Annotated in this window: 21 protein-coding genes; 9 read left to right on the top strand and 12 right to left on the bottom strand. The window is 72.0% G+C overall.

Annotation, left to right across the window (positions count from 1 at the left end; genetic code table 11):
- Positions 1-2: 2 nt before the first annotated feature.
- Genes HNR73_RS28570 through HNR73_RS28580 form a run of 3 tightly spaced genes read left to right on the top strand, consistent with a single transcriptional unit; the run spans position 3 to position 4,404 of the window.
- Positions 3-2,138, top strand: a complete 2,136-nt coding sequence (locus tag HNR73_RS28570; protein ID WP_184790759.1) for a glucosidase family protein — start codon at positions 3-5, stop codon at positions 2,136-2,138.
- Positions 2,135-3,307, top strand: a complete 1,173-nt coding sequence (locus HNR73_RS28575) for a GDSL-type esterase/lipase family protein (RefSeq protein WP_184790760.1) — start codon at positions 2,135-2,137, stop codon at positions 3,305-3,307. Before HNR73_RS28570 ends, HNR73_RS28575 begins: the two co-directional genes overlap by 4 nt.
- Positions 3,304-4,404 (top strand): DUF5005 domain-containing protein, encoded by a 1,101-nt coding sequence (locus tag HNR73_RS28580; RefSeq protein WP_184790761.1) that lies wholly within the window; start codon positions 3,304-3,306, stop codon positions 4,402-4,404. Before HNR73_RS28575 ends, HNR73_RS28580 begins: the two co-directional genes overlap by 4 nt.
- A gap of 69 nt (positions 4,405-4,473) precedes the next feature.
- Here HNR73_RS28580 and HNR73_RS28585 read toward each other — a convergent pair whose 3' ends face one another.
- Positions 4,474-5,073, bottom strand: a complete 600-nt coding sequence (locus HNR73_RS28585) for a hypothetical protein (protein WP_184790762.1) — start codon at positions 5,071-5,073, stop codon at positions 4,474-4,476.
- A 214-nt stretch (positions 5,074-5,287) separates the two neighbouring features.
- Between HNR73_RS28585 and HNR73_RS28590 the strand changes: the two genes are divergently transcribed.
- Positions 5,288-6,268 (top strand): aldo/keto reductase, encoded by a 981-nt coding sequence (locus HNR73_RS28590; protein ID WP_184790763.1) that lies wholly within the window; start codon positions 5,288-5,290, stop codon positions 6,266-6,268.
- A 12-nt stretch (positions 6,269-6,280) separates the two neighbouring features.
- Here HNR73_RS28590 and HNR73_RS28595 read toward each other — a convergent pair whose 3' ends face one another.
- Positions 6,281-6,787: an Lrp/AsnC family transcriptional regulator gene (locus tag HNR73_RS28595; protein WP_184790764.1), complete on the bottom strand. Its 507-nt coding sequence runs from the start codon at positions 6,785-6,787 to the stop codon at positions 6,281-6,283.
- Between the two features lie 63 nt (positions 6,788-6,850).
- On the opposite strand from HNR73_RS28595, the gene HNR73_RS28600 reads away from it, so the two are divergent.
- Complete coding sequence (locus HNR73_RS28600; protein ID WP_184790765.1) at positions 6,851-7,750, top strand: EamA family transporter; 900 nt, start codon at positions 6,851-6,853, stop codon at positions 7,748-7,750.
- On the opposite strand, the gene HNR73_RS28605 is transcribed toward HNR73_RS28600, so the two are convergent.
- The 3 genes from HNR73_RS28605 to HNR73_RS28615 are packed head-to-tail and all read right to left on the bottom strand — an operon-like array spanning position 7,710 to position 10,932.
- The gene (locus HNR73_RS28605; RefSeq protein WP_184790766.1) at positions 7,710-8,486 is read right to left on the bottom strand and encodes an ABC transporter permease; all 777 of its coding nucleotides are present in this window, start codon (positions 8,484-8,486) and stop codon (positions 7,710-7,712) included. The two genes, HNR73_RS28600 and HNR73_RS28605, sit on opposite strands and share 41 nt — an antisense overlap.
- Complete coding sequence (locus tag HNR73_RS28610; RefSeq protein WP_239122249.1) at positions 8,483-9,982, bottom strand: DUF1349 domain-containing protein; 1,500 nt, start codon at positions 9,980-9,982, stop codon at positions 8,483-8,485. Before HNR73_RS28610 ends, HNR73_RS28605 begins: the two co-directional genes overlap by 4 nt.
- Entirely contained in the window at positions 9,979-10,932 is a 954-nt protein-coding gene (locus HNR73_RS28615; RefSeq protein ID WP_203686606.1) for an ABC transporter ATP-binding protein, read from the bottom strand. The genes HNR73_RS28610 and HNR73_RS28615 overlap by 4 nt, the downstream gene beginning before the upstream one ends.
- A 146-nt stretch (positions 10,933-11,078) precedes the next feature.
- Here HNR73_RS28615 and HNR73_RS28620 point away from each other — a divergent pair, with 146 nt between their 5' ends.
- The gene (locus tag HNR73_RS28620) at positions 11,079-11,741 is read left to right on the top strand and encodes a response regulator transcription factor (RefSeq protein WP_184790841.1); all 663 of its coding nucleotides are present in this window, start codon (positions 11,079-11,081) and stop codon (positions 11,739-11,741) included.
- The gene (locus HNR73_RS28625; protein WP_184790767.1) at positions 11,738-12,820 is read left to right on the top strand and encodes a sensor histidine kinase; all 1,083 of its coding nucleotides are present in this window, start codon (positions 11,738-11,740) and stop codon (positions 12,818-12,820) included. Before HNR73_RS28620 ends, HNR73_RS28625 begins: the two co-directional genes overlap by 4 nt.
- On the opposite strand, the gene HNR73_RS28630 is transcribed toward HNR73_RS28625, so the two are convergent.
- The 5 genes from HNR73_RS28630 to HNR73_RS28650 all read right to left on the bottom strand — a co-directional run bounded on the left by HNR73_RS28630 (position 12,817) and on the right by HNR73_RS28650 (position 20,421).
- Positions 12,817-14,364: an ABC transporter substrate-binding protein gene (locus tag HNR73_RS28630; RefSeq protein WP_184790768.1), complete on the bottom strand. Its 1,548-nt coding sequence runs from the start codon at positions 14,362-14,364 to the stop codon at positions 12,817-12,819. The two genes, HNR73_RS28625 and HNR73_RS28630, sit on opposite strands and share 4 nt — an antisense overlap.
- Entirely contained in the window at positions 14,361-15,572 is a 1,212-nt protein-coding gene (locus HNR73_RS28635; protein WP_184790769.1) for a hypothetical protein, read from the bottom strand. The genes HNR73_RS28630 and HNR73_RS28635 overlap by 4 nt, the downstream gene beginning before the upstream one ends.
- 80 nt (positions 15,573-15,652) lie before the next feature.
- On the bottom strand, positions 15,653-15,862 hold the full coding sequence (locus HNR73_RS28640) for a hypothetical protein (protein WP_184790770.1): 210 nt from the start codon (positions 15,860-15,862) through the stop codon (positions 15,653-15,655).
- Positions 15,863-15,958: 96 nt separating this feature from the next.
- The gene (locus HNR73_RS28645) at positions 15,959-17,740 is read right to left on the bottom strand and encodes a S8 family serine peptidase (RefSeq protein WP_239122250.1); all 1,782 of its coding nucleotides are present in this window, start codon (positions 17,738-17,740) and stop codon (positions 15,959-15,961) included.
- 95 nt (positions 17,741-17,835) lie between these two features.
- Positions 17,836-20,421, bottom strand: coding sequence for a LuxR family transcriptional regulator (locus HNR73_RS28650; RefSeq protein WP_184790771.1), 2,586 nt, complete (start codon positions 20,419-20,421; stop codon positions 17,836-17,838).
- Positions 20,422-20,483: 62 nt separating this feature from the next.
- Here HNR73_RS28650 and HNR73_RS28655 point away from each other — a divergent pair, with 62 nt between their 5' ends.
- Complete coding sequence (locus HNR73_RS28655) at positions 20,484-21,218, top strand: Type 1 glutamine amidotransferase-like domain-containing protein (protein WP_184790772.1); 735 nt, start codon at positions 20,484-20,486, stop codon at positions 21,216-21,218.
- Between the two features lie 7 nt (positions 21,219-21,225).
- Here the strand turns inward: HNR73_RS28655 and HNR73_RS28660 are convergent, their stop codons facing one another.
- Entirely contained in the window at positions 21,226-21,609 is a 384-nt protein-coding gene (locus HNR73_RS28660) for a VOC family protein (RefSeq protein WP_184790773.1), read from the bottom strand.
- Positions 21,606-22,064: a hypothetical protein gene (locus HNR73_RS28665; RefSeq protein WP_184790774.1), complete on the bottom strand. Its 459-nt coding sequence runs from the start codon at positions 22,062-22,064 to the stop codon at positions 21,606-21,608. Before HNR73_RS28665 ends, HNR73_RS28660 begins: the two co-directional genes overlap by 4 nt.
- A 257-nt stretch (positions 22,065-22,321) precedes the next feature.
- Here HNR73_RS28665 and HNR73_RS28670 point away from each other — a divergent pair, with 257 nt between their 5' ends.
- Entirely contained in the window at positions 22,322-24,319 is a 1,998-nt protein-coding gene (locus HNR73_RS28670; protein ID WP_184790775.1) for a family 10 glycosylhydrolase, read from the top strand.
- The last annotated feature ends 27 nt before the right edge of the window (positions 24,320-24,346 follow it).

Consider the following 24,346-nt stretch of genomic DNA (forward strand, 5'->3'; position numbering starts at 1 on the left):
TCATGCCTCCAACCCCCATCCGGGCGATCCCCACCGTCGGCGACCTCGCCGCTGACCCGGTGACCCACCACTACGACGACATGATCGCCCCGAGCGGTCTGACGAACTTCCTCGGCACCGTCCGGGTCGACCACGACCTCACCGCGATCAGCGCCGTGACGTTCCCGCCGGTGTCGCAGGGCCTGACCCGCACCGCCGCGTGCTTCGTCGACGGCCGCCTCGTCGAGTCCTACGGCGCCATGATCAGGCACGAGTGGCGGCCCGACCGGGTCCGCCGCAGCGTCACGCTGCCGGGCCTCGACCTGCGCACCGACACCGTCTGCGCCCCCGGTGAGACCGCCGTGACCGTCGACGTCCAGGTCACCAACACCGGCGTGAAGCACCGGACGGTGACGGTCACGCTCTCGCTCGCCGCGGGCGTGACGAAGTCCGCCGAGGCCTGGCTCGACGCGATGGCCCCCGAGGAGCGCAACCGCGCCTCCCTCGGCCCTTCGCGCCTGGCCTTCGGTAACGGGGCCGGCACCGCCTGGAGCGTGCAGGGCGCCGACACCGACGCCGACGTGCGCCTGTCCGGCATCGCGCCCGCCTCCGGCGAGCACGAGGTCGGCATCGGCGGCATCGAACGCGGCGGCGAGATGACCGTCCGCCTCGACGTCGCCCCCGGCGCCACCGCGCGCTTCGGGTACGTCCACGCCGTCGCCGCCACCGAGGCCGAGGCCGCCGAGGTCTTCGACCGCGTCGCCGCCGACGTCCCGGCGACCGTCCGTGCCGCCGAGACCCTGTGGAACGAGCAGCTCGCCGCGGCCTTCCGGCCCGGCAACGACGACTTCTCCGGTCACCTGCCGATCCTGGAGACCTCCTCGGACGCGCTGCGCCGCCTCTACTGGTGGGGAGCACTCGGCACCATCTGGTTCCGGCGCGACTTCGCCGGCAACGTCCTCGGCCGCAGCTACGACACCCTGATGCCCAACTACTGGGCCACCACGACCTTCATCTGGGACTACAGCCTCAGCTCCATCACCCACGCGCTCCTCGACCCCGAGGTCATGCGCCGTCAGGTGCGGCACTGGATCGACTCCGACATCCACACCCACTTCGGCACCTCCTCGCTCACCGGGGGACCGGTCGGGCGCTGGTACTCGGTCAACGACTACGCCATGACGAGGCTCGTCAACGACTACATCCGATTCACCGGCGACACCGCCCTGCTCGACGAGACCCTCGCGGGCCGCACCGTCGCCGAGCACCTGCGCGACTGGGCCCTCGCCTGGCGCGGCCTGCGTGGCGCCTCACCGCTGGCCGACTACGGCGAGATCGACAACCTGCTCGAATGCGTCAGCTCCTACACCCACGAGGTCGCCGGGCTCAACGCCGCCAACGTGTGGAACATGCGCACCGTCGCCCAGATCCTGACCGCCCACGGCGACACCGCCGGAGCGGCCGAACTGACCGTCGCCGCCGACGAACTCGTCAAGTCCGTCGTCGACCTCTACCAGCCCGGTGACGGCTACTTCGTCGCCCGCCAGCCCGACGGCACGCGCGTCCCGGTCCGCCACATCTACGACTTCAGCGTCGTCGGCACCACCATCGCCGACGACCTCGACGAGTCCGTCCGCGCCGAGATGGTCGCGTTCTTCGAACGCGAGCTGCGCACCGAGACCTGGGTGCGCTCCCTGTCGCCGTGGGACCCCGACGCCAGCTACAGCGTCCGCCCCGACCACCAGTGGAACGGCGCCTACCCGGCCTGGCCGGCCGACGCCGTCCGCTCGCTCGTCGCGCTCGGCGCACCGTCGGTGGCCGCCGAGTGGCTGCCCGGTCTGGCCCGCTCGGCCAACCAGGGCCCGCCCGGGCAGGGGCACTTCACCGAGGAGGCCATGCCCACCATCGCCGGCGGCGCCCGCAAGGCGCCACCACAGCTGCCGTACATCATCGACTGGGCCTGCTCCTCGGCCGGCGCCTACGTCGCGCTGGTCATCGAGTCCTTCTTCGGCGTCGACCCCAAGGTCGGCTCCACCGAACTCGACGCGATGCGCAGGCACGTCGCCGACCTCGACCCCGACGCGGTCCTGCGCGGGCTGCGGATCGGGGACCGGCTCGTCGACGTGCACGCCGACGGCACCGTGGCCGACGCCTCATGACGGCACGGCCCGTCGCGATCGAGGAGTCGATGATCCGCGGCGCCGTGGAGATCGAGAAGACCGAGCGGGGCCTCGTGCCGCACCGGCTGCCACGGTGGGCGCGGCGGCAGATCCCCGACCGCTTCATGATCCAGACCAGTGCGGAGAGCGCCGGTGTCCGGCTCGCGATCCGCACCTCGGCCGACGTCGTCGAACTGGACGTGCGGGCCAGGCGGATCGCCGCCGACGCCGACACGCCCTTCCCGCCGAGCGTCTACGAGATCACCGAGGGCGGGACGCTGGTGGCGAGCGCGGGCGCGCCCGCCGGTTCCCGCTACGTGTTCACCTTCGAGCGGCCCAGCGGTGAGATCGTCCCCGGTCCCGGCGCGACGGTCCGTTTCGAAGGGCTCGGCACCGGTGCCGAACGCGAGCTCGAACTGTGGATGCCGTACCACGACCACGTCGAACTCCTCGAACTGCGCGCCGACGCCCCCGTCGCGCCCATGCCCGAGGACGCGGCCCTGCGCTGGGTGCACCACGGCAGTTCCATCAGCCACGGTTACCGGGCGGTGACCACGACCGGCACCTGGCCGGTCGTGGCGGCGCTGCGGGCCGGGGTACGGCTGACGAACCTCGCGTTCAGCGGCAACGCCATGCTCGATCCCTTCACCGCCCGCACGATCCGCGACACCCCCGCCGACCTCATCACCCTCAAGACCGGCGTCAACATCATCTCCGGCGACGCGATGCGGGTCCGCGCCTTCCGGCCCGCCCTCGACGGCTTCGTCGACACGATCCGCGAAGGGCACCCCGACACCCCGATCGTGCTCGTCTCGCCGATCTGGTGCGAACCGGTCGAGACCTCGGCGGGACCGACGATCCAGGACCCGAGCCGCACCGAGGAGTGGTCCATCGCCGCCGGCAGCGAGGCCGACGTCGAGGACGGGAAGCTCTCGCTGCGCGTCGTCCGCGCCGAGACCGCCGCCATCGTCGAACGCCGCCGCGCCGACGGTGACGAACGCCTGCACTACCTCGACGGCCTGACCCTGTACGGCGGGCCCGACGCCGCCGTGATGCCCCTGCCGGACAACCTGCACCCAGGTCCGGACGTCCAGCGACTCATCGGCGAGCGCTTCGCCGACCGGGTCCTGGCCGGGTTCACCACCCCACTGCAAAGGAGCAGATCATGACCCGACGATCGATACCGCTCGCCCTTGCCCTGCTGACCGGACTGTCCGTGGCCGCCGTGCCGGCCGCCGCGCAGGCCAAGCCCGTGTGCGACCCGGCCGTGACGGCGTCGGTCAACGAGAAGCTGACCGAACGTTTCGGCACCTACGGTGACACCGCCGGGCGCTGGACGGGCGCCGACTCCGCCTACAGTGTCCGCCTGCCCGACGGGTCGGACGCGTGGCTGTACTCCGACACCTTCATGGGTGAGGTCGACGCCGACCACGGCCGCCCGCTGGAGTCGCCGTTCCTGCACAACTCGATCATCGTCGACGACCACGGTGACCTGACGACCCACACGGGAGGCTCGGCCGCCGCGCCGGAGTCGCTGGTGAAGGTCGCCGGCGCCGACGAGGGCCAGCGCTGGTACTGGTTCGGTGACGGCACGGTCGAAGGCGACGAGCTGCACGTGATGCTGCTGGAGTTCATCAAGACCGGTACCGGGAACTTCGACTTCAAGTTCACCGGTAACGCCGTGGCGACCTTCGACACCGACGACATGAGCCTGACCTCGGTGACGGAGCTGCCGGAGTCGGCGGTGAACTGGGGCTCGGCGATCTATGAGGACCGCAAGGACGGCTACACCTATGTGTTCGGAGTCGAGGACAACCAGGCCCAGAAGTTCGCCCACCTGGCCCGCGTGCCCAGTGGCGAGCTGACGACGTCGCCGTGGGAGTACTTCGCGGCGGGGGAGTGGACCGACGACCCGAGCGGCTCCTCGCGGATCCTCGAAGGCGTCTCCAACGAGTTCAGCGTGACGCGTTTCCAGGGCAGGTTCACGATCGTGACCGGGGACGCCACCGAGGCGCTCAGCGCGAAGATCGTGATGTACCGGAGTGACGACATCGAAGGCCCGTACACCGGTAAGACGACGCTGTACACGACCCCTGAGACCAGTGGGAACGTCTTCACCTACAACGCCAAGGCGCACCCGCAGCTCAGTGGCAAGGACCGGCTGCTGATCACGTACAACGTGAACAGCTTCCGCAGCGCCGACCTGTACGACAACGTCGACAACTACCGTCCGCGCTATGTGGACGTGCGGGTGCGGGGTCTCTGACCGACCGCGTCCGCGTGACACGCCCCCGGCGAATGCCGGGGGCGTGGTTCGTTTCGGGTCGCGCCGGTCCTAGCGCGCTCGGCGCCGGCAGCGGACGGCGGCGCGGATCAGGAGCGCTCCCGCCCAGAGGCACGCGGCCGCGAGGACGCCGTCCCACAGCGCCCAGCCGAGGCCTTCGTCACTGAACACGTAGGCGCTCGTGCTGGTGTACTCCGGGCCGTGGGCGCGGAGGTAGTACCGGTACGCCTCGGCCGGGACGACCGCTCCGGCGGCGAGGACGAGCCCGGCCGCGCCGAGGGCGAGGGCGGCGGGAAGGCCGCGGAACACCGGTGCCGGCATCGGCGCGTCGTTGCGGGCAAAGCGGATCCGGTCGACCGCCCCCATCACGGCCCAGGAGGCCAGGCCGAGGCAGGCGGTGATGAGCACGCCCTGGCGGACGTGCCATTCGGGGAAGTAGAAGCCGATGGCGAACATGTCCGGCTCGCCGCTGCCGGTGATGGCGCCGGTTCCTCGCATGTGCACCAGGAACGCCGCGGTCGGCAAGGTCGCTCCGACGGCGGCGAAGACCAGCGCGGTGAGAAGCCGCCAGGCCGCCGAGGCGTACCGGCCGGCTCGTGGTGGCGCCGACGGCGACGCGGGCGGCGGTGGCGCCGTGATGATGGTGTCCATACCGGCTCAACGAGCCAGGTGGCGCGCCCGGCGCTCGGAAACCCGCGAAGCTCCCCCGAACCGGTGGGCGCCGAGCCCTCCGGCGCCGCGCACGAACGGTTCTTCGACCCTTCAAGGCAAGAACCCTTCCCGGCCTTCAATCTCCAGCCAATCTCCCCGTCCAGCCTTCGATCACCCCTTCAAATCCCCGACCCGGGCGCAGAAGATAACCCCCATGGAATACACCCGACTGGGCCGCAGCGGCCTTAGCGTCTCCCGGATCTGCCTCGGCATGATGAGCTTCGGCACCCCCGTCTCCCGCGACTGGATCCTCGGTGAGGACGCCGCCCGGCCCATGGTCCGCCGTGCCGTCGAAGGCGGCGTCACCTTCTTCGACACCGCCGACATGTACTCCGACGGCATGAGCGAACGCGTCACCGGCAGGCTCCTCGGCGAGTTCTTCCCCCGGCGCGACGACTACGTCCTCGCCACGAAGGTCTTCTATCCGACCGGCGACGGCCCCAACGACAAGGGCCTGTCCCGCAAGCACGTCCTCGCGGCGATCGACGCCTCGCTCGACCGGCTCGGCGTCGACCACGTCGACCTCTACCAGATCCACCGCTGGGATCCCGGCACGCCGATCGAGGAGACGATGACGGTCCTCGACGAGGTCGTGCGCTCCGGCCGGGCCCGCTACATCGGCGCGTCGAGCATGTACGCCTGGCAGTTCGCCAAGGCGCAGCACGCCGCCGAGCGGCTCGGGCTCACCGCCTTCACCTCGATGCAGAACCACTACAACCTCGCCTACCGCGAAGAGGAACGGGAGATGATCCCGCTGTGCCTCGACCAGGGCGTCGGCCTCGTCCCGTGGAGCCCGCTCGCGCGCGGCCTGCTCGCCGGCACCCGCGATCGCGGCGGCGTGCGGCTCACCACCCGCGCGAGCGGTGACCCCTTCGCCGACGCGATGTACGACGACGGCGACTTCGATGTCGTCGACGCCGTACGGGCCGTCGCCAAGGACCGCGAGCTGCCGATGGCCCAGATCGCCCTGGCATGGCTGCTGTCGAAGCCCGGCGTGACCGCACCCATCGTCGGTGCGACACGGCTTGGGCACATCGAGGACGCGCTCGCCGCCGTCGACGTCAGGCTCACCGAGCAGGAGACGGCGATGCTGGAGGCGCCGTACCGGCCGCACGCGATCGCGGGCCACTCCTGAACCGGGTGCCGGTCACGCCGGATCGGGCGGCCCGACCGGCAGCGCCCGCGCCGGAACCGGTTCGGACACCACGATCGACGTGGTGGTCTGCCCGTACAGCAGGAAACGGTCGAGCACCTCCTCCAGCAGCTCGATCGAACCGGCGTGCACCTTGGCCAGAACGCAGTCCTCGCCGGTGATCCGGTAGCACTCCGACACGCGCGGGTTCTCCCGCGCCTCCTGCGTGAGCTTCGGCAACTGACCGGGCCCGGGCTTGATGCGCACGAAGGCCGTCACCGGCATACCGAGCGCGGCGGGGTCGACGAGCATGCGGAAGCCCTCGATGACCCCGGCGCGCTCCAGGCGCTGGACGCGTTCGGTGACGGCCGGCGCCGACATCGACACGCGCCGGGCCAGTTCGGACATCGTGACGCGCGGATCCCGGTGCAGCTCGGTCAGCAGCCGCTGGTTCACGTCGTCGAGAAGCTCGTGGCGGCCGTTGAAGGCGGATCGCTTGTTCCGCCGTGAATTGCCAGGCATATGAGGCCGTCCTCCTTCAACTGGCCATTCACATCATGGCCTTGGCCTTGGAAGATACCGGACATGACGCGAACCCCGCCGGTCCTGGTGAACCGGGTCCCCGTGGCCGCCTTCGTCGTGACCAGCGCGGTCTTCCACTACCTCGGTCCCGCCCTGGCCGTGCTGCTGTTCACCGCCCTCCCCGAAACCGGCGTCGCCTGGCTCCGGATCGCCGGCGCCGCACTGGTCTTCGGGATCTGGCGCCGCCCCTGGCGCATCCGCCCGACGGCCAGGGGACTGTGGATCCTCCTGGGCCTCGGCGCCGTGCTGGCCGCGATGAACGTGACCTTCTACCTCGCCATCGCCCGCCTGCCGCTGTCCACGGTCGGCGCCGTCGAGTTCCTCGGCGTCCTCGGACTCGCCGCCGCCGGGCTCCGCACGCGACGCAACGCCGCCGCCTTCGCCTGCGCGGCCGCCGGAGTCGCCGTCCTCGCCGACATTCGCGTGGCCGGCGAACCGCTCGGCTTCGTCCTCGCCCTGGCCAACTGCGTGCTCTTCGTGCTTTACGTGACCCTCGGCCACCGCGCGGCCAACCAGCCCGGCGCCGACGGCATCGACACCCTCGCCGCGTCGATGCTCGTCGCCGCGCTGGTCGCCACCCCCTTCGGGATCGCCGCCGCCACCCCGGCCTTCACCCGCCCGGACCTGCTGCTCACCGGCTTCGCCGTCGCCGTCTGCTCCTCGGTGATCCCGTACGTCACCGACCAGCTGGTCATGGCCCGCGTCCGCCGCGCGACCTTCGCGCTGCTGCTGTGCCTGCTCCCCGCCAGCGCCACCGTCATCGGCGCCGTGGTGCTCGCCCAGGCGCCCACCCCACAAGACCTCGCCGGCGTGGCACTCGTCATCGCCGGTATCGCCCTGCACCGCCAACACGAGGACGAACCTAGACGTCACGCGCCTTCAGAAGCACACCCCCGACCGTGAGCGCGACCGCGGCCCACCCGGCCGTGACGGCCAGACCGGCCCAGGGCGCCAGCGGCAGACCGGCGAGATCGGTGGTCGCCCGCACACCGAGCCCCGCGCTCGTCGGCGCGAAGGTCGCGAGCACCCGGCGCAGGCCCGGATCCCCGACCACCCCGCCGATGACGGGAAGCAGATAGAGCAGCCCGAGCACGAGCCCGATGCCCGTCGCGGAGTCCCGCACGACGGCGGCGACGCCCAGGCCGATCAGCGCGATGAGAACCAGGTACAGCACCGATCCGGCGGCCGCCCGCAACGTCGGCCCGTCCGCCAGAGACGGCGGCGCGTGACCATGGGCGGCCGTGAAACCCCTGCCGGGAAGAACGAACCGCCCCGCCAGCAGCGACCCGAGAACCGCCACGGTCCCGGCGGCCACGACCACGCCCGACACGACGACCGACTTCGCCGCGAACACCACACCCCGGCGCGGCACCGCCGCGACCGTCGCCCGGATCATGCCCGAGCCGTACTCACCCCCGATGACCAGCACCGCCAAGACCGCGGCGAGCGCCTGCCCGAACTCCACGCCGAAGAGACTGAGCAGGGTCACGTCCCCACCACAGCCCGGGGAGGAACACGTCGACACCGACGTCGCCGCCGCGCTCGCCGCCACCGTCACCGCGGCCATGCCGACCAGCAGCCACAGGCAGCCGCGGACGGTCCGCAGTTTCGTCCATTCCGCGTGCAGGGCGGCCTTCACGCGTCCCTCCGGCGAAGCAGGACGGCCGCCGCGGTGAGACCGGCCGCCGCGTACACCGCCAGGACGGCGAGTCCCGCCCACGGTTCCAGCGGGTAGTAGCCGGTGTAGGGCGTGTAGACGCTGTCGACCTGGTCGTAGGGCGTGAGTGTCTGCTGGACGGCGAAGGCCGCGCCCGGCGTCATCCGGGCCACCGCGTTCGACACCGCCGACGGCGTGAACGGGACGGCGATCAGGAGGTAGGGCAGCACGACGACGGCGAAGACGGCCGTGACCGCCGCGGCACCGCGCCGGAGGATCGCGCCCGCGGCGAGCGCCAGGACCGACGCCGCGGCGAGCAGCGCCGCCGTGCCCAGGGCCACCCGCAGCGCCGCGGACAGAGGTACCGGGAAGACGTAGACGCCGCCGGCCTCGGCGAGCCACGTGCCGAGAAGCCCACCGGCGAGGGCCCCCGTCAGTCCGGTGGCGAAGGCGGCCACGGCGAGGACGATCGCCTTCGCCGCCAGGGTGCGGCCCCGTCCCGGGTCGGCGGTGAGGGTGACGTGGATGAGGTTCTGCCGGTATTCGGTGGTGATGAACAGGGTGCCGACGACCATCACCGCGACCAGCGCCGGGAAGGTGCCGGTGAGGATGTCGCGGAGGGTGCCGCCGGTCGCCAGGATCTCCCGGGTGGCGGGCGCGATGTCGCCGGAGCCGGTCAGGGTGAGGCGGCCGCCGTCGTCGGTGAACGCGCCGGAGGCGGGCGGCGGGTAACCGGCGAAGGTGGGGGAGTCGGGCCCGATCTGGGTTCCGGTCCAGTCAGCGGCGGACCAGCCCCCGTGGACGCCGAGCCCGGTGAAGTCGGCGGTCGACACGCTGGGGAGCGTGCCGGGGCCGTCCACCGAAGCCGGGGACGCGACGAACAGTCCACCGTGGACTGTCCCGCCGAGATCACGGGGCCGCACCGTGGCGACCTCGGTCCACCGTGTCCCATCGGCGGAGGCGTAGCCGGTGACCGCGTCGCCCGAACGCTCCAGCCGCAACCATCTCGGAGCCGCGGTGGGCGACGCGGGACCTGCGATGTCGCCGGTGTAGTCGTACTGCATTCGCACGCCGTGCCCCGGGGTCACCATGATCGCCACGTAGGACGAGCCCTGATCGGTGCTCCGCTTGAAGATGATCCCCGCCTTCGCCCAGGGCACCACGCCGGGCTCCATACCGCCGGGACCCGAGGGGAGGACGGTCTCCAGCGAGGCGACGGCGACGGTGATGCCACCGTCCCCGCTCAACGTCCGGTGCGCCAGGTAGAAGCTGTCGGTGACCGCCTCCCCGCCCGGCCCGATCGGCACCGGCGAGCCGTTTCGCGGCCCGCCGCTCATCCCGGCGAGCAGCGCCACCAGCACCATCATCAACGCCGCCGCCGACATGGCGGCCACCCAGCCCCGGACCGTGCGGAACTTCGTCCATTCGGCACGAAGGACCGGTAGAAAGCCGTCCCGGCCGCTTCGCGACGCGATCACCGCGGCACCTCCGAGGTCGCGGCACGGTACTCGACCGCTTCCCGCGTCAGCTCCAGATAGACCTCTTCCAGGCTGGCCCGGTGCGCCGACACCTCCGAGAACGGCACCGCGTTGGTGTTCAGCAGCGCCACGACGCGTTCGGCGGACAGGCCCGCGACGGTGACCGACTCACCTCCGTCGCTCGCCACGGTCGCCCCGGCGCGCGCGAGCAGACCCATCGCCCGCGCCGCCGCCGTCGTCCGCAAAACGACCCGGCCACCGGAGGCCGACGCGACCAGTTCGGCCACGCTCGCGTCGGCGACCGCCCGGCCGCGCCCGGCGACGACGAGATGCCCGGCCGTGTCCTGCACCTCGCTCATCAGGTGACTGGACACCAGGACCGCGCGGCCCTGCCCGGCCAGCCCACGCAGCAGGCCGCGCATCCAGATGATGCCTTCGGGATCCATCCCGTTGAAAGGCTCGTCGAGCATGACGATCGGCGGGTCACCCAGCAACGCGGCGGCGATCCCGAGCCGCTGGCGCATCCCCAGCGAAAAGCCCCCGGCCTTGCGCCCGGCGACCGACGCCAGACCGACCTGCCCGATCACCGCGTCCACCCGCCGGGCGCCCAGCCCCTGCGAATGCGCCAGCCACAGCAGATGATCACGGGCACTCCGGCCCGGATGCAGGGCGCCCGCGTCGAGGAGGGAACCGACATGGGTCAACGGACGCCGCAGCCGCCGGTAGGGCGTCCCCCCGATCAGCGCCGTGCCCGCCTCGACCGCGCTGAGCCCCAGGATCGCCCGCATGGTCGTGGACTTCCCGGCCCCGTTCGGCCCGACGAACCCGGTCACCACACCCGGCCGGACCGAAAAGGACATGCCATCGAGGGCCTGAGCCGACCCGTATCGCTTGCGCAGACCGGCGACCACGATCCCCGGGCCGCTCAGCGGACCGCGCTCACGTCTCATGAGTGGATTCATGCCGACCGTTCTACGCGGCGGGCGGTCCCACGACGGTCGCGACGACCGCGACCGTCCCGCGACCGGGGATCTGGGATCGTCGACGGCATGCCGACCCCACCAGGCGAACCCACCCGCGCGACGGCCCTCCAATGGTGAGGGTCCTCGTCGCCGAGGACTTCGACGTCCTCGCCCACTCCATCGGAACCGGACTGCGCCGCGAAGGCATGGCCGTCGACGTCGTCCTCGACGGCACCGACGCCACCGAACGCCTCGCCGTCACCCGCTACGACGTCCTGATCCTCGACCGCGACCTCCCCGGCGTGCACGGCGACGAGATCTGCCGACGGCTTGCCGAAACCCGCACCGACACCCGCGTCCTCATGCTCACCGCCGCGGCCAGCATCGAAGACCGCGTCGACGGCCTCGCCCTCGGCGCCGACGACTACCTGCCCAAACCCTTCGCCTTCGCCGAACTCGTCGCCCGCGTCCGCGCCCTCGCCCGCCGCGCCACCCCGCCCGTCCCACCGATCCTCACCGCCGAAGGCATCACCCTCGACCCCGCCCGCCGGACCGTCTTCCGCTCCGGACGGCGCCTCGACCTCAGCCCGAAGGAATTCGCTCTCCTCGCCTGCCTCATGGCCACCCCCGGCCTCGTTCTGTCCGCCGAAGAACTCCTCGAACGCGCCTGGGACGAGGCGGCCGACCCCTTCACCTCCGCCGTGAAACACACCATGCACCGGCTGCGCGCCAAACTCGGCGACCCACCGGTCATCCACACCGTCCGTGAAGGCGGCTACCGGATCGCCGCACCATGACCGGCCGCACCCTGCGCACCAGACTCGCCCTCTCCTACGCCGCGGCCATCTTCGCCGCCGGGATCGCCGTCCTCGCCGTCGTCACCCTCCCCCTGGCCGGACTCCAATCGACCGTCTCCGCCGACGACCCCGGCACCCCCGCCATCACCGGCACCCGGACCGGCCTCGGCCCCGCCGAACTCCTCACCGGCTCGGCCGCCGCGCTCACCGTCCTCGTCCCCCTCTCCCTCGCCGGCGGCTGGTTCGTCGCCGGCCGTTTCCTGCGGCCCCTGCGCGTCATCACCGCCACCGCCACCGCCATCTCCGCAGGCGACCTGCACCGGCGCCTCGATCTTGGCGAACCCACCGACGAACTCACCGAACTCGGCGCCGTCCTCGACGGCCTCTTCACCCGCCTCGAAGCCTCCTTCGACGCCCAACGCCACTTCGTCGCCAACGCCTCCCACGAACTCCGCACCCCCCTCGCCGGCCAGCGAACCCTCCTCGAAGTCGCCCTCGCCGACCCCCACGCCGACACCGCCCTCCTGCGCACGGCCTGCCGGCAGGCGCTCGCCCTCGGCGAACACCAGGAGACCTTGATCAGGGCGATGCTCGACCTGGCCACCGGCGAACGCGGCATCGCCCGCAGCCGACCCGTCGACCTCGCCGACGTGGCCGGACGCGTGCTCGCCGCCCGACGCGACGCGGCGGGGGAGAAGGGCATCGAGTTCACCGAGGAACTCGCGCCCGCGGTGACGGCCGGGGACCCGGGGCTGATCGAGAGTCTCATCGCCAACCTCGTCGACAACGCCGTCGGCCACAACGATCCCGGTGGACGCGTCGAGGTCGTCACCGCCGGCTCCGGTGGACGGGCGATCCTCACCGTCACCAACGGCGGCCCGGTCATCCCGGCGGGTGAGATCCCGCGCCTCTTCCAGCCCTTCCAGCGGCTCGCACCCGAACGCCGCGGCCACCGCGACGGCCACGGGCTCGGCCTCGCCATCGTCAGCGCTGTCGCCCGCGCCCACCACGCCGACCTGAGCGCGACCCCGATGCCCGGGGGAGGGCTCGCGGTCACCGTCCGGTGGCCCGCTCCCTAGTCGCAGTGCCGTGCCGGGGAGCCGTCCTCGGTCGGCCACGCGGCCTTGACGAAAGTGCTCGTCCCGTCGGGCTGGAGCGCCACCAGCGGCATGTACTTGTCCAGGGCGTCACCGGACTTGTCGAGCGCGATCGTCCCGGTGACCCCGTCGACGACCGTGCACTCCCCGAAACGGCCCCAGGCCTGCTCGACGTGTTCGAGGGTCGGGGCCGTCTCACCGGTCAGGCGCACGGCCTTGATCGCGATCAGCGCCGCGTCGTAGGCGATCATGGCGTGCCCGTCGTTGTCGGCGCCGCCGCCGAAGTGCGTCTCGAACGCCGCCGCGAAGCGTGCGAACTCCTGCACGCTGGGTTGCGCGCCCGCCTCAAGGTTCCACTGGGACGGGTGGGCGAGGGCGGTGTACTGGACGGTCACCTTCGCCTTGGCGAGGGCGAAGCGCCCGGTGTCGGTCAGTACGGTCTCGGTGGCGTCGTCGCCGGTGACCACGCGGATCGGGTTCTCACGGCAGTCGGCGTTGCGGTCGGCCAGGCTGGTCAGGAACTCCGTGAGACCGACGCGTCCCCGCCCGGCGAACAGGACCACGTCCGGCGGCCGGCTGCAGATGTTGTTGCGGATGTCGTTCATGGTCTGGAACAGACCGTCGAGACTGCTGTCGTACTCCTCGTCGGTGTCGGCCAGCGCGGGGAAACGCTTGATGAACTCGTCGGCGAGAGTCTTGGTGTAGGTGTCGTCGGCGCGGACGTCCACGATCAGCACCGGGCGTCTCGCCTCGCCGCCCATCGCGTTCGCCAGGGCCGCGACCTCCTGGGCGTTGGTGGGGCCGACGCGCGCGAAGTACCGCGGAGGGCCGACCTGGGGGTCCACGGCGGGGTTGGCGGTCATGGCCGCGACGGCCGTGGGGACACCGGCGGCGTCGAGGGCCGACAGGGCCGCGAAGGTCCCGTCGAAGCTCGGGCCCATGCCGATCACCGCGCGCAGCCGGTCGGTGCCGTCGACGCGGGACACCAACTCGTCGACGACGAAGCTCCACCGGTTCGTCTCGGCGCCGGGATTGGCCAGCAGCAGGCGGACCTGCGGTTCCACGAGCCGTTCGGCTCCCGTGGTGCGGTTCCAGTTGTACTGGGCGAGATAGGCGCCCTGCAGCTCGCTCTCGACGGCCTCGTAGCCCTGGGTGTCGCCCTCGCCGAGGGTCATCGGAATGAAGTACGCGAAACTCACCGAGGACGCGCCCGACTCCTCGACCCGCCGGTTTTCCTCCCGGATCTTCGCCGACACCGCGTCGAGCTCGGGCGCGAACACATAGGACCCGTCGCTGACGCCGACGCACTCACCGGGATCGTCGAACTCGCGCAGGGCACCGTCGTTGAAGGCGCCGTCGCAGCCGTTCACGTTCTCGAAGACCGCCCAGCCGCCCACGCCGAGGGCGGTGAGCACCAGTGCCCCGGCGACGATCCAGACCGCACGCTTGCGGACCCGGTCACTGCGCCTCTTCGCGTCCGACGGAGGCGTCTCGGGCGGTTCGGACAGAAAGGTCGGCAGGTTCACGATGGGGCCCCTTCGTCGGCCGGTTCGTCGAGCACGTCCGCACCGTCGGCGCGCATGCGGTCGACGAGCCCGGTGACACGCGTGAGGTTGCCGCCGCCGCGCCGCAGGACGCGGTCGGCGGTGTCGGCGTCCCCGGCGAGGCCCGCCGCGGCGAGCATGCGGATGACGTCGAGGTCGTCGAGCCCGCCGACGGCGACCTCGTAGTGCCACGCGTCGTCGCGGTGGAGACGGCCCGCGGCGCGGGCCGACCAGTCGGCGTAGGACGCCGAACCCAGCCTCGCCGGCCCGCGCGCCTGACGCCGCTTGTCCACGGCGATGATCAGCAACGGGTCGAAGGCGTCCTCCTCGCGCCATTGGGCGCGTATCTCGGTGACGTAGCGGCAGAAGCGTTCAGGGGCGCTGCCCACCTCGAAGTCCTCGATGAGCACCCGGCAGGGACGCAGGAGCCGCAGCCCCTGGGGCCCGATCGTGAAGGCGTCGCGTAGGTCGGCCATCAGAGCCCGGCACAGCGCGCGGTCGACGGCCGCCACGGCCACCTCGTCGTCACCCCTCTTCACACCGCCGGTGGCGTGGAACTCCTTGACCAGCCAGGCGATGACCCGCAAAACCTGCTGGTGGGTGTCGGCCGTCCGTCCGGTGTGGTCGGTCAGGCCGACGGCGTTCTTCATGGCCCGCGTCCAGCGTGCGTAGGCGAGGCTGCGGCTCGCCAGCGCGGCGGTGACGTCGACGGCGGCGTCGGTGACGCCGGGAATGCCGCCGACGCTGCTCAGAAGACTCAGTCCCAGCAGGGTGAGGGAGTCGGCGAGATCGTCGGGGGACGCCAGTGCCCGGCGGATGACGGCTTCGAGTTCCTGGTGGGACCGTTCCTCGGTGTGCTCCTCGCGTAGCCCGACGATGCCGAGGACGAGCAGCCCGAAACGCGGCAGGGGGAGTACGCCGTAGGACTTCTGGTACCAGGTGAGGTTGTCGTAGACGTCGAAGATGATCTGCCGGACCGTCTTCGCCCGGTTCGCGCTGCCGGGGAGCAGGATGTGCGGGCAGTCCTTGGAGGCCGCGGAGAGGTAGTCGTAGACCTGCTCGCCGCCACCGCCCTCGTCGGCGTGGAGCGACAGGACGGGCAGGGGACGGGAGCGTCCTTTGCGCGGCCGATCGCTCAGGTCGTTGACGAGCGCGAAGGAACGCGATAAGAGCGAGAGTTCCGCGGACACCGGCGGCCCCCATTCATCGGCGGCTGTCCTTGGTTTCCATGCTAGTCAAGCGATGCCAGTCGGCTGTTCACCGCACCGGATCACGGGGTGGGATATCCGCTGCCACGCAGAGGGTGAAGCCGCTGGCCAAGGCGGCTGATTCGGATCACGCCGAGAATCGGGGACGCGTCATTCGGTCTTCGATCGCGCGAAATGAGCAGAAGCGCGAGCAGTTCGCCGAAGAGTATTTCAGCCGACGCGGTGAATGGCATTGCGCCGGCCGCATTCGCGGTGCGCTTTTCGATGACCACTGGGCGGCCGCTCCCACTGGAGCCGACGAGGCGGTGCCGCGTTCGGGACTCGGTGGGAGGCGCCCCGGAACCCATGGGCGCCTCCCACCGTGCCGGTCAGACGCCCATGAAGCAGATCGGCGTGCTCACGACCTTCGAGCACCGGACGGTGCGCGTCGTCGTCCCCGACTGGCCTTTGCCGTCGGTGACGGTCAGCCGGACGGTGTAGGTCCTGGTGACATTGGGGTAGGCGTGGCCGATGGTGCGGCCCGTGCCGGCCGCGCCGTCGCCGAAGTTCCAGCCGTAGGACGCGATCGAGCCTTCGGCGTCGGTCGAGCCGCCGCCGTCGAAGGTGCACGTGGCGCCGCTGCACCGGCCGCTGAACGAGGCCGTCGGCGGCAGGTCGCCGGCCTTGACGAGCCTGCGGGCGACATTGGTCTTGCCGCTGTTGTCGGTCACCGTCAGCTTGACGCTGTAGTAGCCCGCCGCGCCGAAGGTGTGCCCCGGCGTGGCGCCGCTTCCGGTGGTGCCGTCACCGAAATCCCAGGCGTAGCCGGTGATCGAGCCGTCGGGGTCGGTGGAGGCGCGGGCGTCGAAGGAGCAGGTGTTGTTCTGGGTCGAGCAGGACGCGGTGAAGGTCGCCGTCGGGCGGCCCGGGTCGGGATCGGCCGGGTAGTCGGCGGTCGAGGACACGTTGAGCGCGGGTTCGCGCGCGCCGTCTCCGGAGTCGTCGGTCCAGTTGGTGTCGCCGGTGTCGACGATCCGCTGCCGGACCGCCAGGACACCGTCGCGTCCGGTGGCTCGGTGGCCGTTGGCGGTGAGCAGCGCGGCGGCGCCCGCGACGTGCGGTGAGGCCATGGACGTGCCGCTCAAGGTCGCGTACCCGCCGCCCTTGGACGTGGAGTAGATGCAGACCCCGGGCGCGGCGACCTCGACGGACGGGCCGAAGTTGCTGAAGTCGGCGAGGGTGTCGTCCTGGTCGGCGCGGCACGTCGAGGCCGCTCCGCCGCCCGGAGCGCCGTTGAAGTCGGCGAGCGCGGAGACGGTGATGACGTCGGGATGGTTCGCCGGGGAGAAGGTCCGGGCGTCCTTGTGGTTGTTGCCGGCGGCGACGGCGAACACGACGCCTTTGCCGACGGCATTGGCGATCGCCTGGTTCATGGCCTGGCTTTCGCAGTTCTCGCAGCCGAGGCTCATGTTGGCGACCTCGATCTCGGCGGCGTGGGCGGCGACCCAGTCGATGCCGGCGATGACGCCCGACAGCTGGCCGCTGCCGGAGGCGTCGAGGACCTTCACCGACCAGATCCGCGCGCCGGGGGCGACGCCGACCACGCCGATGCCGTTGTCGCGGGCGGCGGCGCTGCCCGCGACGTGGCTGCCGTGGCCGTGGTCGTCGGTGCCGGTGTTGTCGGTGCAGGTGGTCGTGTTGAGGCAGTTGGTGCGGGCGGCGACGACGAGGTCGGGGTGACCGGCGTCGACGCCCGTGTCGATGACGGCGATGTCGGCGTCGACGGAGTAGTCGTCGGTGCCGTTGATCCGCAGGTTCGGGTTGGCGGCGGCCCCGGCGCGTTTGACGCCGGTGGGGAGGGTCTGGTCGGTCAGCCGGACGGTGTGGTCGGGTTCGACCGCGGCGACGGCCGGGTCACCGCGCAGCGCGGCGATCCCGGCCGGGGTGAGTTCGGCGGCGAAGCCCCGGAGTGCGTCGCGGTAGACGTGGCCGGGCTGGCCGCCGTAGCGGTCGACGTGCCGGGTGAGGGCGGTGCCGGGTTCGGCGCCGTCCCGCAGGACCACGATGTAGGGCTTCGCGGCGCCGGTGTCGGCGGCTTGGACCGGGACGGCTACGGCCGCCGAGGCGGCGCCCATCGCGAGGACGGCCAATAAGGCGCGGAGAGTGCGCACGGTTCCTCCTTGTGGGAAGAGACGGGTTCGGTGATCACCCTCGCGGCCGCACGGTGCGGCGGGCAATTGTGGAAGCGCTGGGTAGTGCTACCCAATTAATGGCCGTCGGCGGGAACGACGACCTCGTCGCGGCCGCTCGCGCCGAGCTTGCGCATGACGCTGGCGACGTGGTGCTCGACGGTGCGCACCGACAGGAACAGCACTTCGGCGATCTCGCGGTTGGTCCGCCCGGCGGCCAGCAGGTGCGCGACCTCCCGTTCGCGCGGCGAGAGGTGCCCGCCGTATCCGGGGCGGCCCCGGCGGTGCCCCGGGGCTTCGCCGTTGTCGCGCAGGAGTCTGGCGCAGCGGGCGGCGTCATAGGTCGCGCCGAGGGCGTCGAGCAGCGCGAAAGCCTGCGCCAGCAGGGGAAGCGCGGCCGGGGCGTTCCCGTGGCCGAGGTGGCCGCGGGCGGCGTTCTCCAGCGCGAGGGCCTGGGCGTAGGGGCGTGGCATGGCGGCGTAACGGGCGGCCGCTTCGAGGTGAAGGGCGGGGTCGTCGTCCAGGAGGGCCGCGCAGGCGGCGGCGACGGCGTGCCCGTGGGGATAGTCGCGGTCGGCCAAGGCCTCGGAGAACTCCGTGGTGAGGAGCCGCGCTCCGGTGGTGTCACCGGCGTGAACGAAGGCGGCGACGCCCGCGTCGACCAGGTCGGCCGACCATGTCCACAGCCCCTTGGCGCGCACACGGTCGAGTCCGTCGAGCAGTTCGCGGGCCGAGGCCGGGGCACCGGTGCGCAGCGAGAGACGGATCCTGGCGGCGATGGCGACCGCCGCCTCGGCCTCCATCCGATGTGGACCGGGGCGCAGGACCGGGTCGGCGAGCCGCCGGGCGGCCTCGTCGTGGTCGCCGCGCGCGAGGGCGAGGGAACCGAGTACGAGATTGCCGGTGCAGGAGACGTAGGGGTTGCCCGCGTAGGCGGCCAGGTGCTCCTCGGCGCGCCGGGCCAGCCCGTCCCAGTGTCCGCCGGCGAGATCCAGGCGCAGTCTGGTGCACGCGAGGATCGGCGCGGTGTAGACGGCGCTGATCTGCTCGGCCAGGGTCGCGGCCCGGCCGAGGTGTGTTTCGGCGGCGGCGTCGTGACCGAGGATCAGGGTCGCGGCGGCGAAGTTGCTGTGGCCGCGCAGCAGCTCGCGCCGGGCGCCCGGATCGTCGGCGTGGACGGGCGTCGCCTCGGCCTCCCGCCTGCCTCGCGGGTCGCCGAACTGGAGCAGCGCGGTGACCCGGTTGACGGTCACCGCCGCGCGCAGTCCCGCCTCGGCACGATCCGGAAGGGCGTTCTCGGCGCGGGCGAGCCACCGGGCGTGCTCTTCCGCCGGAGCCGAGCCCCAGTACGGCAGCGCGAGGGCCGTCATCGCGCGGGCGGCGAGCGCGGGACGCCGGTGCAGTTCGCCGACGGCCCGGGTGAGTTCGGCGCGGCCGCCGTCGCTGTCGCCGTCCTGGTTCATCATGAGCAGCCCGAGGCCGAGGCGCAGTTCCCCGCGGATGCCGGCCGGTACGTGCCGGTCGCCGAGGACCTCGCGCAGCAGGAGCATGGTCTGGCGGCATTCGAGCCTGGTGACGACGAGGTGGTTGAGGCGCCCGCCGACACCGGCGCGGACCCGGAAGGGCAGGTCGGTGTCGCGGAGGAGGTCGCGCAGGAGGCGCGCGAGGTGCGCGGTGTCGGCGGGGTCGGGTTCGCCGTCGCGGGGGATGCGCAGGACGGCGTCCATGGCGTGCCGGGCGACGGTGACGAGGTCGCCGGCGCCGCGGCCGTGCCGGACGAGGTCGTCGAGCGGTGCCTCGTCGTCACGGCGGACCAGCGCGGCCAGGATCGCGGCGTGGGTCGCCCGGCGCGTGGCCAGGGGGAGGGCGTGGACGACGGCGTCGGCGACGACGGGCGGTTCGCAGGCCGCGGTCTCCCCACGGATCGTGCAGAGTCCGGCCCTCGACGCCTCGTCGACAGCGGTGGCCACGGCACCGGCGGGCCGGGCGCAGATCTCGGTGAGGAGCGCGAGTCCCGCCGGGCGCCCCAGCAGCGCGAGGGCCTCCACGGCGGTGCGGGCCAGTGGCGCCACCGCGCGCAGGCGCTCGGCGGCGGTCTCGGCGATGACGGCCGGGAGGGCCCCGCCGGTGCGGGCGAGCTCGTGCGCGTGGCGGGGTATGCCGCCCGACGCGGTGTAAATCCCGGCGGCCCGTTCCGGTCCGGTGACGGCCGTGACTTCGGCGAGGGACAGCGGTATCAGGTCGATCCGCCTGACGTGGACGTCGTTGGCCGAGGAGAGGCCTGTGCCGAGCGGGGGTGGTCGTCCGGTGGTGTGGGTCGCGGCGAGGACGGCTCCGGTGGGGAGCCGGGTGGCGGCGTGGCGCAGGACCGCCAGCGAGTGGTCGTCGGCGTGGTCGAGGTCGTCGAGGACGACGGTGACGTGCGCGAGGGCGTCGAGCAGTCGGAGGCCCAGGAGATAGGGCTCATCGCCCCTGGCGGCCGGGGGCAGATCGAGGGCGGACAGTAGCTCGCCGAGGGCGGCGTACGGGGAGTCCGGAAGGCCACGGCAGGCGACCACGACGACGCGGCCCGTCGCCTCGCGGGCGATGCGGGCGGCGTGATGGGACTTGCCCATGCCGGGAGCACCGGCGATGATCACGACTGCTGGCGCCGGGTCGTCCATTCGCGCAGCCAAGCGAACGGCGACCGTGCTGTCAAGGGACCCGCTTGGTAGGTTCCGTGATCATGACCGCCTCCGAGCCCACCATCCTCGCCACGTCCGGCGGCCTTCGGGCCGGGGACCGCACCCGGGTCGCCTTCGGGCCGCTCGTCCATCACGCGGTCGATCTGGCCGGGGTGACCGGCCGCCGCCCGCGGATCCTCTACGTCGGGACCGCGATCGGCGACGCCGAGGTCTTCGCCAGTCGCGCGGGCGAGGCCGCGCGGATCGCCGGTTACGACCTGACGCCGCTGATGCTGTTCCCGATGCCGAACCTCGACGACGTCGAAGGCGCCGTCCTCGATCACGACGTCGTGTGGGTGATGGGCGGTTCGGTCGCGAACCTCCTCGCGGTGTGGCGCGTCCACGGCCTGGGCCCGGTCTTCCGGCGAGCCTGGGAGGCGGGCGTCGTCCTCACCGGCGTCAGCGCGGGCTCGATCTGCTGGTTCGAGGGCGGCACGACCGACTCCTTCGGACCGGAGCTGCGTCCCGTCACCGACGGCCTCGGCCTGCTCCCGTACGGCAACGGCGTCCACTACGACAGCGACGCGGGCCGCCGCCCTCTCGTGCACCGGCTCGTCGCCGACGGGACGCTGCCGACGACCCACTGCACCGACGACGGCGTGGGCCTGCTCTACCGGGGCACCGAACTGACCGGCGCGGTGACCGAGACGCCCGGCAAGGGCGCCTACATCGTCACGCGCGACGGGGACGCGGCCACCGAGGAGCGCGTTGAGCCCATTCTGCTGCCGGGCGCCTGACCGGCCTTCAGTCCCACCGCGCGGAGTCGCCCTCGCCGAACTTCTCGCCGGGCGCGGCCACGACGCAGAACACCAGGCCCGCCGGGTCGCGCAGGATCCACAGCCCGTCGATCGACCGGACGCGCGTGGCGCCGAGGCGCTCCAGACGCGCGACCTCGGCGTCGAGATCGTCGGTGATGAAGTCCAGGTGGACGCGGGGTTCGCCGGCGCCGAGCTCCTGAACGAGGATCTCGAAATCGCCCGAACCGAGTTTCGCGATCCGGAACTCCGGGTGCCCTTCGGACGGTTCGAACGCGCGACCGAGGGCCTCGCCCCAGAAGGCGAGTTCCTGGTCGTGCAGGTTCGGCGGGACGTCCACGACCACCGCGGCGAGCCTGCTGTGATGTGTCATCGCGGAGGGCCCTCACCGTCGGCCTCGATCGGGTGATCGGCGCGCAACGACGCCCCGATCGGGACCTCTTCGCCGTCGACGCCGCCGACGCGGTCCTGCTCCTCGGTCACCGTGTGGACGGCGTCCTGCTCGGGCCCGGCCGTGGGGTCCGTGCCGGCCTCGACGGCCTGTACGCGCCCGTCGTCGACCAGCACCCCCGAGCGCGGGCCGGGCCCGTCGGCGCGGCCGTCGTCGGCCGGTCCCGGCTCGTCGGGCCGTTCGGCGAGGAGGCGCATGTCGAGGCTCTCGCCGTCGCGGGCCTCCTCGGCGGTGGTGCCGCGACGGTCGGCCTCCTCGTAGTCGTCTCGCGCGAGGATCCGCTCCTCCAGCCGCTGGTCGGGTTCCTCGACGTTGTCACCGTCGTCGACGAAACCGAAGGTCTCGCCGTCGGCGGCGTCGAAAGGTCCACCGCTCATGACACCTCACCTGCCCTGTTGACGTCGTCTCACGCCGGGACACACCCCCGGCTCCGCCTTCGATACCCAGGCTCGGGACCGGTCATGCCCGCCCGGACCTGCGGATTCACCGGGCGAGGTGCCTGAAGGGTCGCCCAGGCCCCGCGTATCGCCTCCCGTGTTCGCCTGGGGAACACCAGGCGCCCTATCGCCCGCCGTCAAAGCTTTTCGTAGAAAATCGTTGTGCGAAGCGCCTCCTTCGTAGAAAATCTTCACGCATGAGAGCCTTACGATCGCTCGCGATCCTCACCGCGCTTCTGCTGGCCGTCGGCGGGTCCGTCGTGCCCCTGCCCGGCCGCGACAGCGCCGCGGCGGCGGAGTGCGCGGTCGACCCCGCGACGCCCAAGCGGCAATTCCGGGCCATGTGGATCTCGACCGTGGCCAACATCGACTGGCCCAGCGGGCAGGGCCTGACCGTCGCCGAACAGCAGGCGGAGTACCGTGCGCGGCTCGACACGGCGGTACAGCGGGGAATGAACGCGGTCGTCGTCCAGATCCGGCCGACCGCCGACGCGATGTGGCCGTCGCCCCATGAGCCCTGGTCGCACTGGCTCACCGGCGTCCAGGGCAAGAACCCCGGCTACGACCCGCTGGCCTTCCTCGTCGCCGAGGCCCACGCCCGGAACCTGGAGTTCCACGCCTGGTTCAACCCGTACCGGATCGCCCAGCACGACGACCCCTCGAAGCTCGTCGCGGCCCATCCGGCGCGGCAGCATCCCGACTGGGCCTTCGCCTACGGCGGCAAGCTCTACTACAACCCCGGCATCCCCGAGGTGCGCGCCTTCGTCCAGACCGCGATGATGGACGCGGTCTCCCGCTACGACATCGACGGCGTTCACTGGGACGACTACTTCTACCCCTACCCGGTCAGCGGCCAGACGATCCCCGACCAGCAGACCTACCAGCGCTACGGCGGCGGTTTCGCCAACATCCACGACTGGCGGCGCAACAATGTGGACCTCCTCGTCCAGGAGATGGGCCAGCGGATCCACGCGGCCAAGCCGCACGTGAAGTTCGGGGTCAGCCCCTTCGGGATCTGGCGCAACCAGGCCACCGACCCGCTCGGCTCGAAGACCTCCGGGCTCCAGTCCTACGACGCCATCTACGCCGACTCGCGACGATGGGTCAAACAGAACTGGATCGACTACATCACCCCGCAGATCTACTGGCACATCGGCAACAGCGCCGCCGACTACGGCGTCCTCGTGGCGTGGTGGGCCTCGGTCGTCCAGGGCACCCGGGTCCAGCTGTTCATCGGCCAAGGCGTCTACAAAGTCGGCGCGAGCGGACAGCCGGCCGCATGGCAGGACCCGAACGAACTCAGCGACCATCTGGGCCTCAACCGCACCTACCCGCAGGTCCTCGGCGACGTCCACTTCAGCGCCAAGGACGTCAAGGCCGACCGGCTCGGCGGCTTCGGCGCCATGGTGGCCGCCCACTACAGCAGGCCCGCGCTGCCACCGGTCGCCGCGCACCTCGGCGGCGCCGCGCCGCCCGCGCCGTCGATCACCTCGGCCGTCCGGGGCACCGGCGGGGTCACGCTAACCTGGCAGGCGGCGAGCGGTTCGGCACCGACCTCCTACGCCGTCTACCGCATCACCGGCACCGGTGCGGCCGACCCGTGCGACTTCGCCGACGCCGGCAACCTGCTCACCACCGTCCGCTCCACGGGAACCACACGCACCTATGTGGACAAGACCGCGGCGGCGACCACGGCCTACACCTACTACGTCACCGCCCTCGACCGGCTCCACAACGAGAGCCCGGTCGGCACCGGCGCGACCGTCCCGGGCAACGGAACCCCGGCGGCCGTCATCGTCGACAACGCCACGGCGGGCGCCTTCACCGCCGGAGCCGGCTGGGGCACCTCGGCGTGGAGCACGGCGAAGTACGGCACCGACTACCGATACGCCACACCCTCCACCACCGGCAGCGACGTCGCCTGGTTCCGGGCCAACCCGCCGGCGGCGGGAAATTACCGCGTCGAGGTCTGGTACCCCGCCGACCCCGGCTACAACAGCGCGTCCCCGTTCATCGTCGCCGCCTCGGGCGGCAACCGGACCGTCACCGTCGACCAGCGCGTCAACGGCGGCCGGTGGTTCACCCTCGGCACCTTCGCCCTCGGTACCGGCGACCACAACATCGTCGGAGTGAGCCGGTGGACGTCCACCACCGGCTACGTCGTCGCCGACGCCGTCCGCATCACCCGCGTCTGAACCAGCCCAGCACTCCCCACCCCCTCA

Origin of the sequence: Phytomonospora endophytica (assembly GCF_014202425.1) — a bacterium.
Lineage (GTDB): Bacteria > Actinomycetota > Actinomycetes > Mycobacteriales > Micromonosporaceae > Phytomonospora > Phytomonospora endophytica.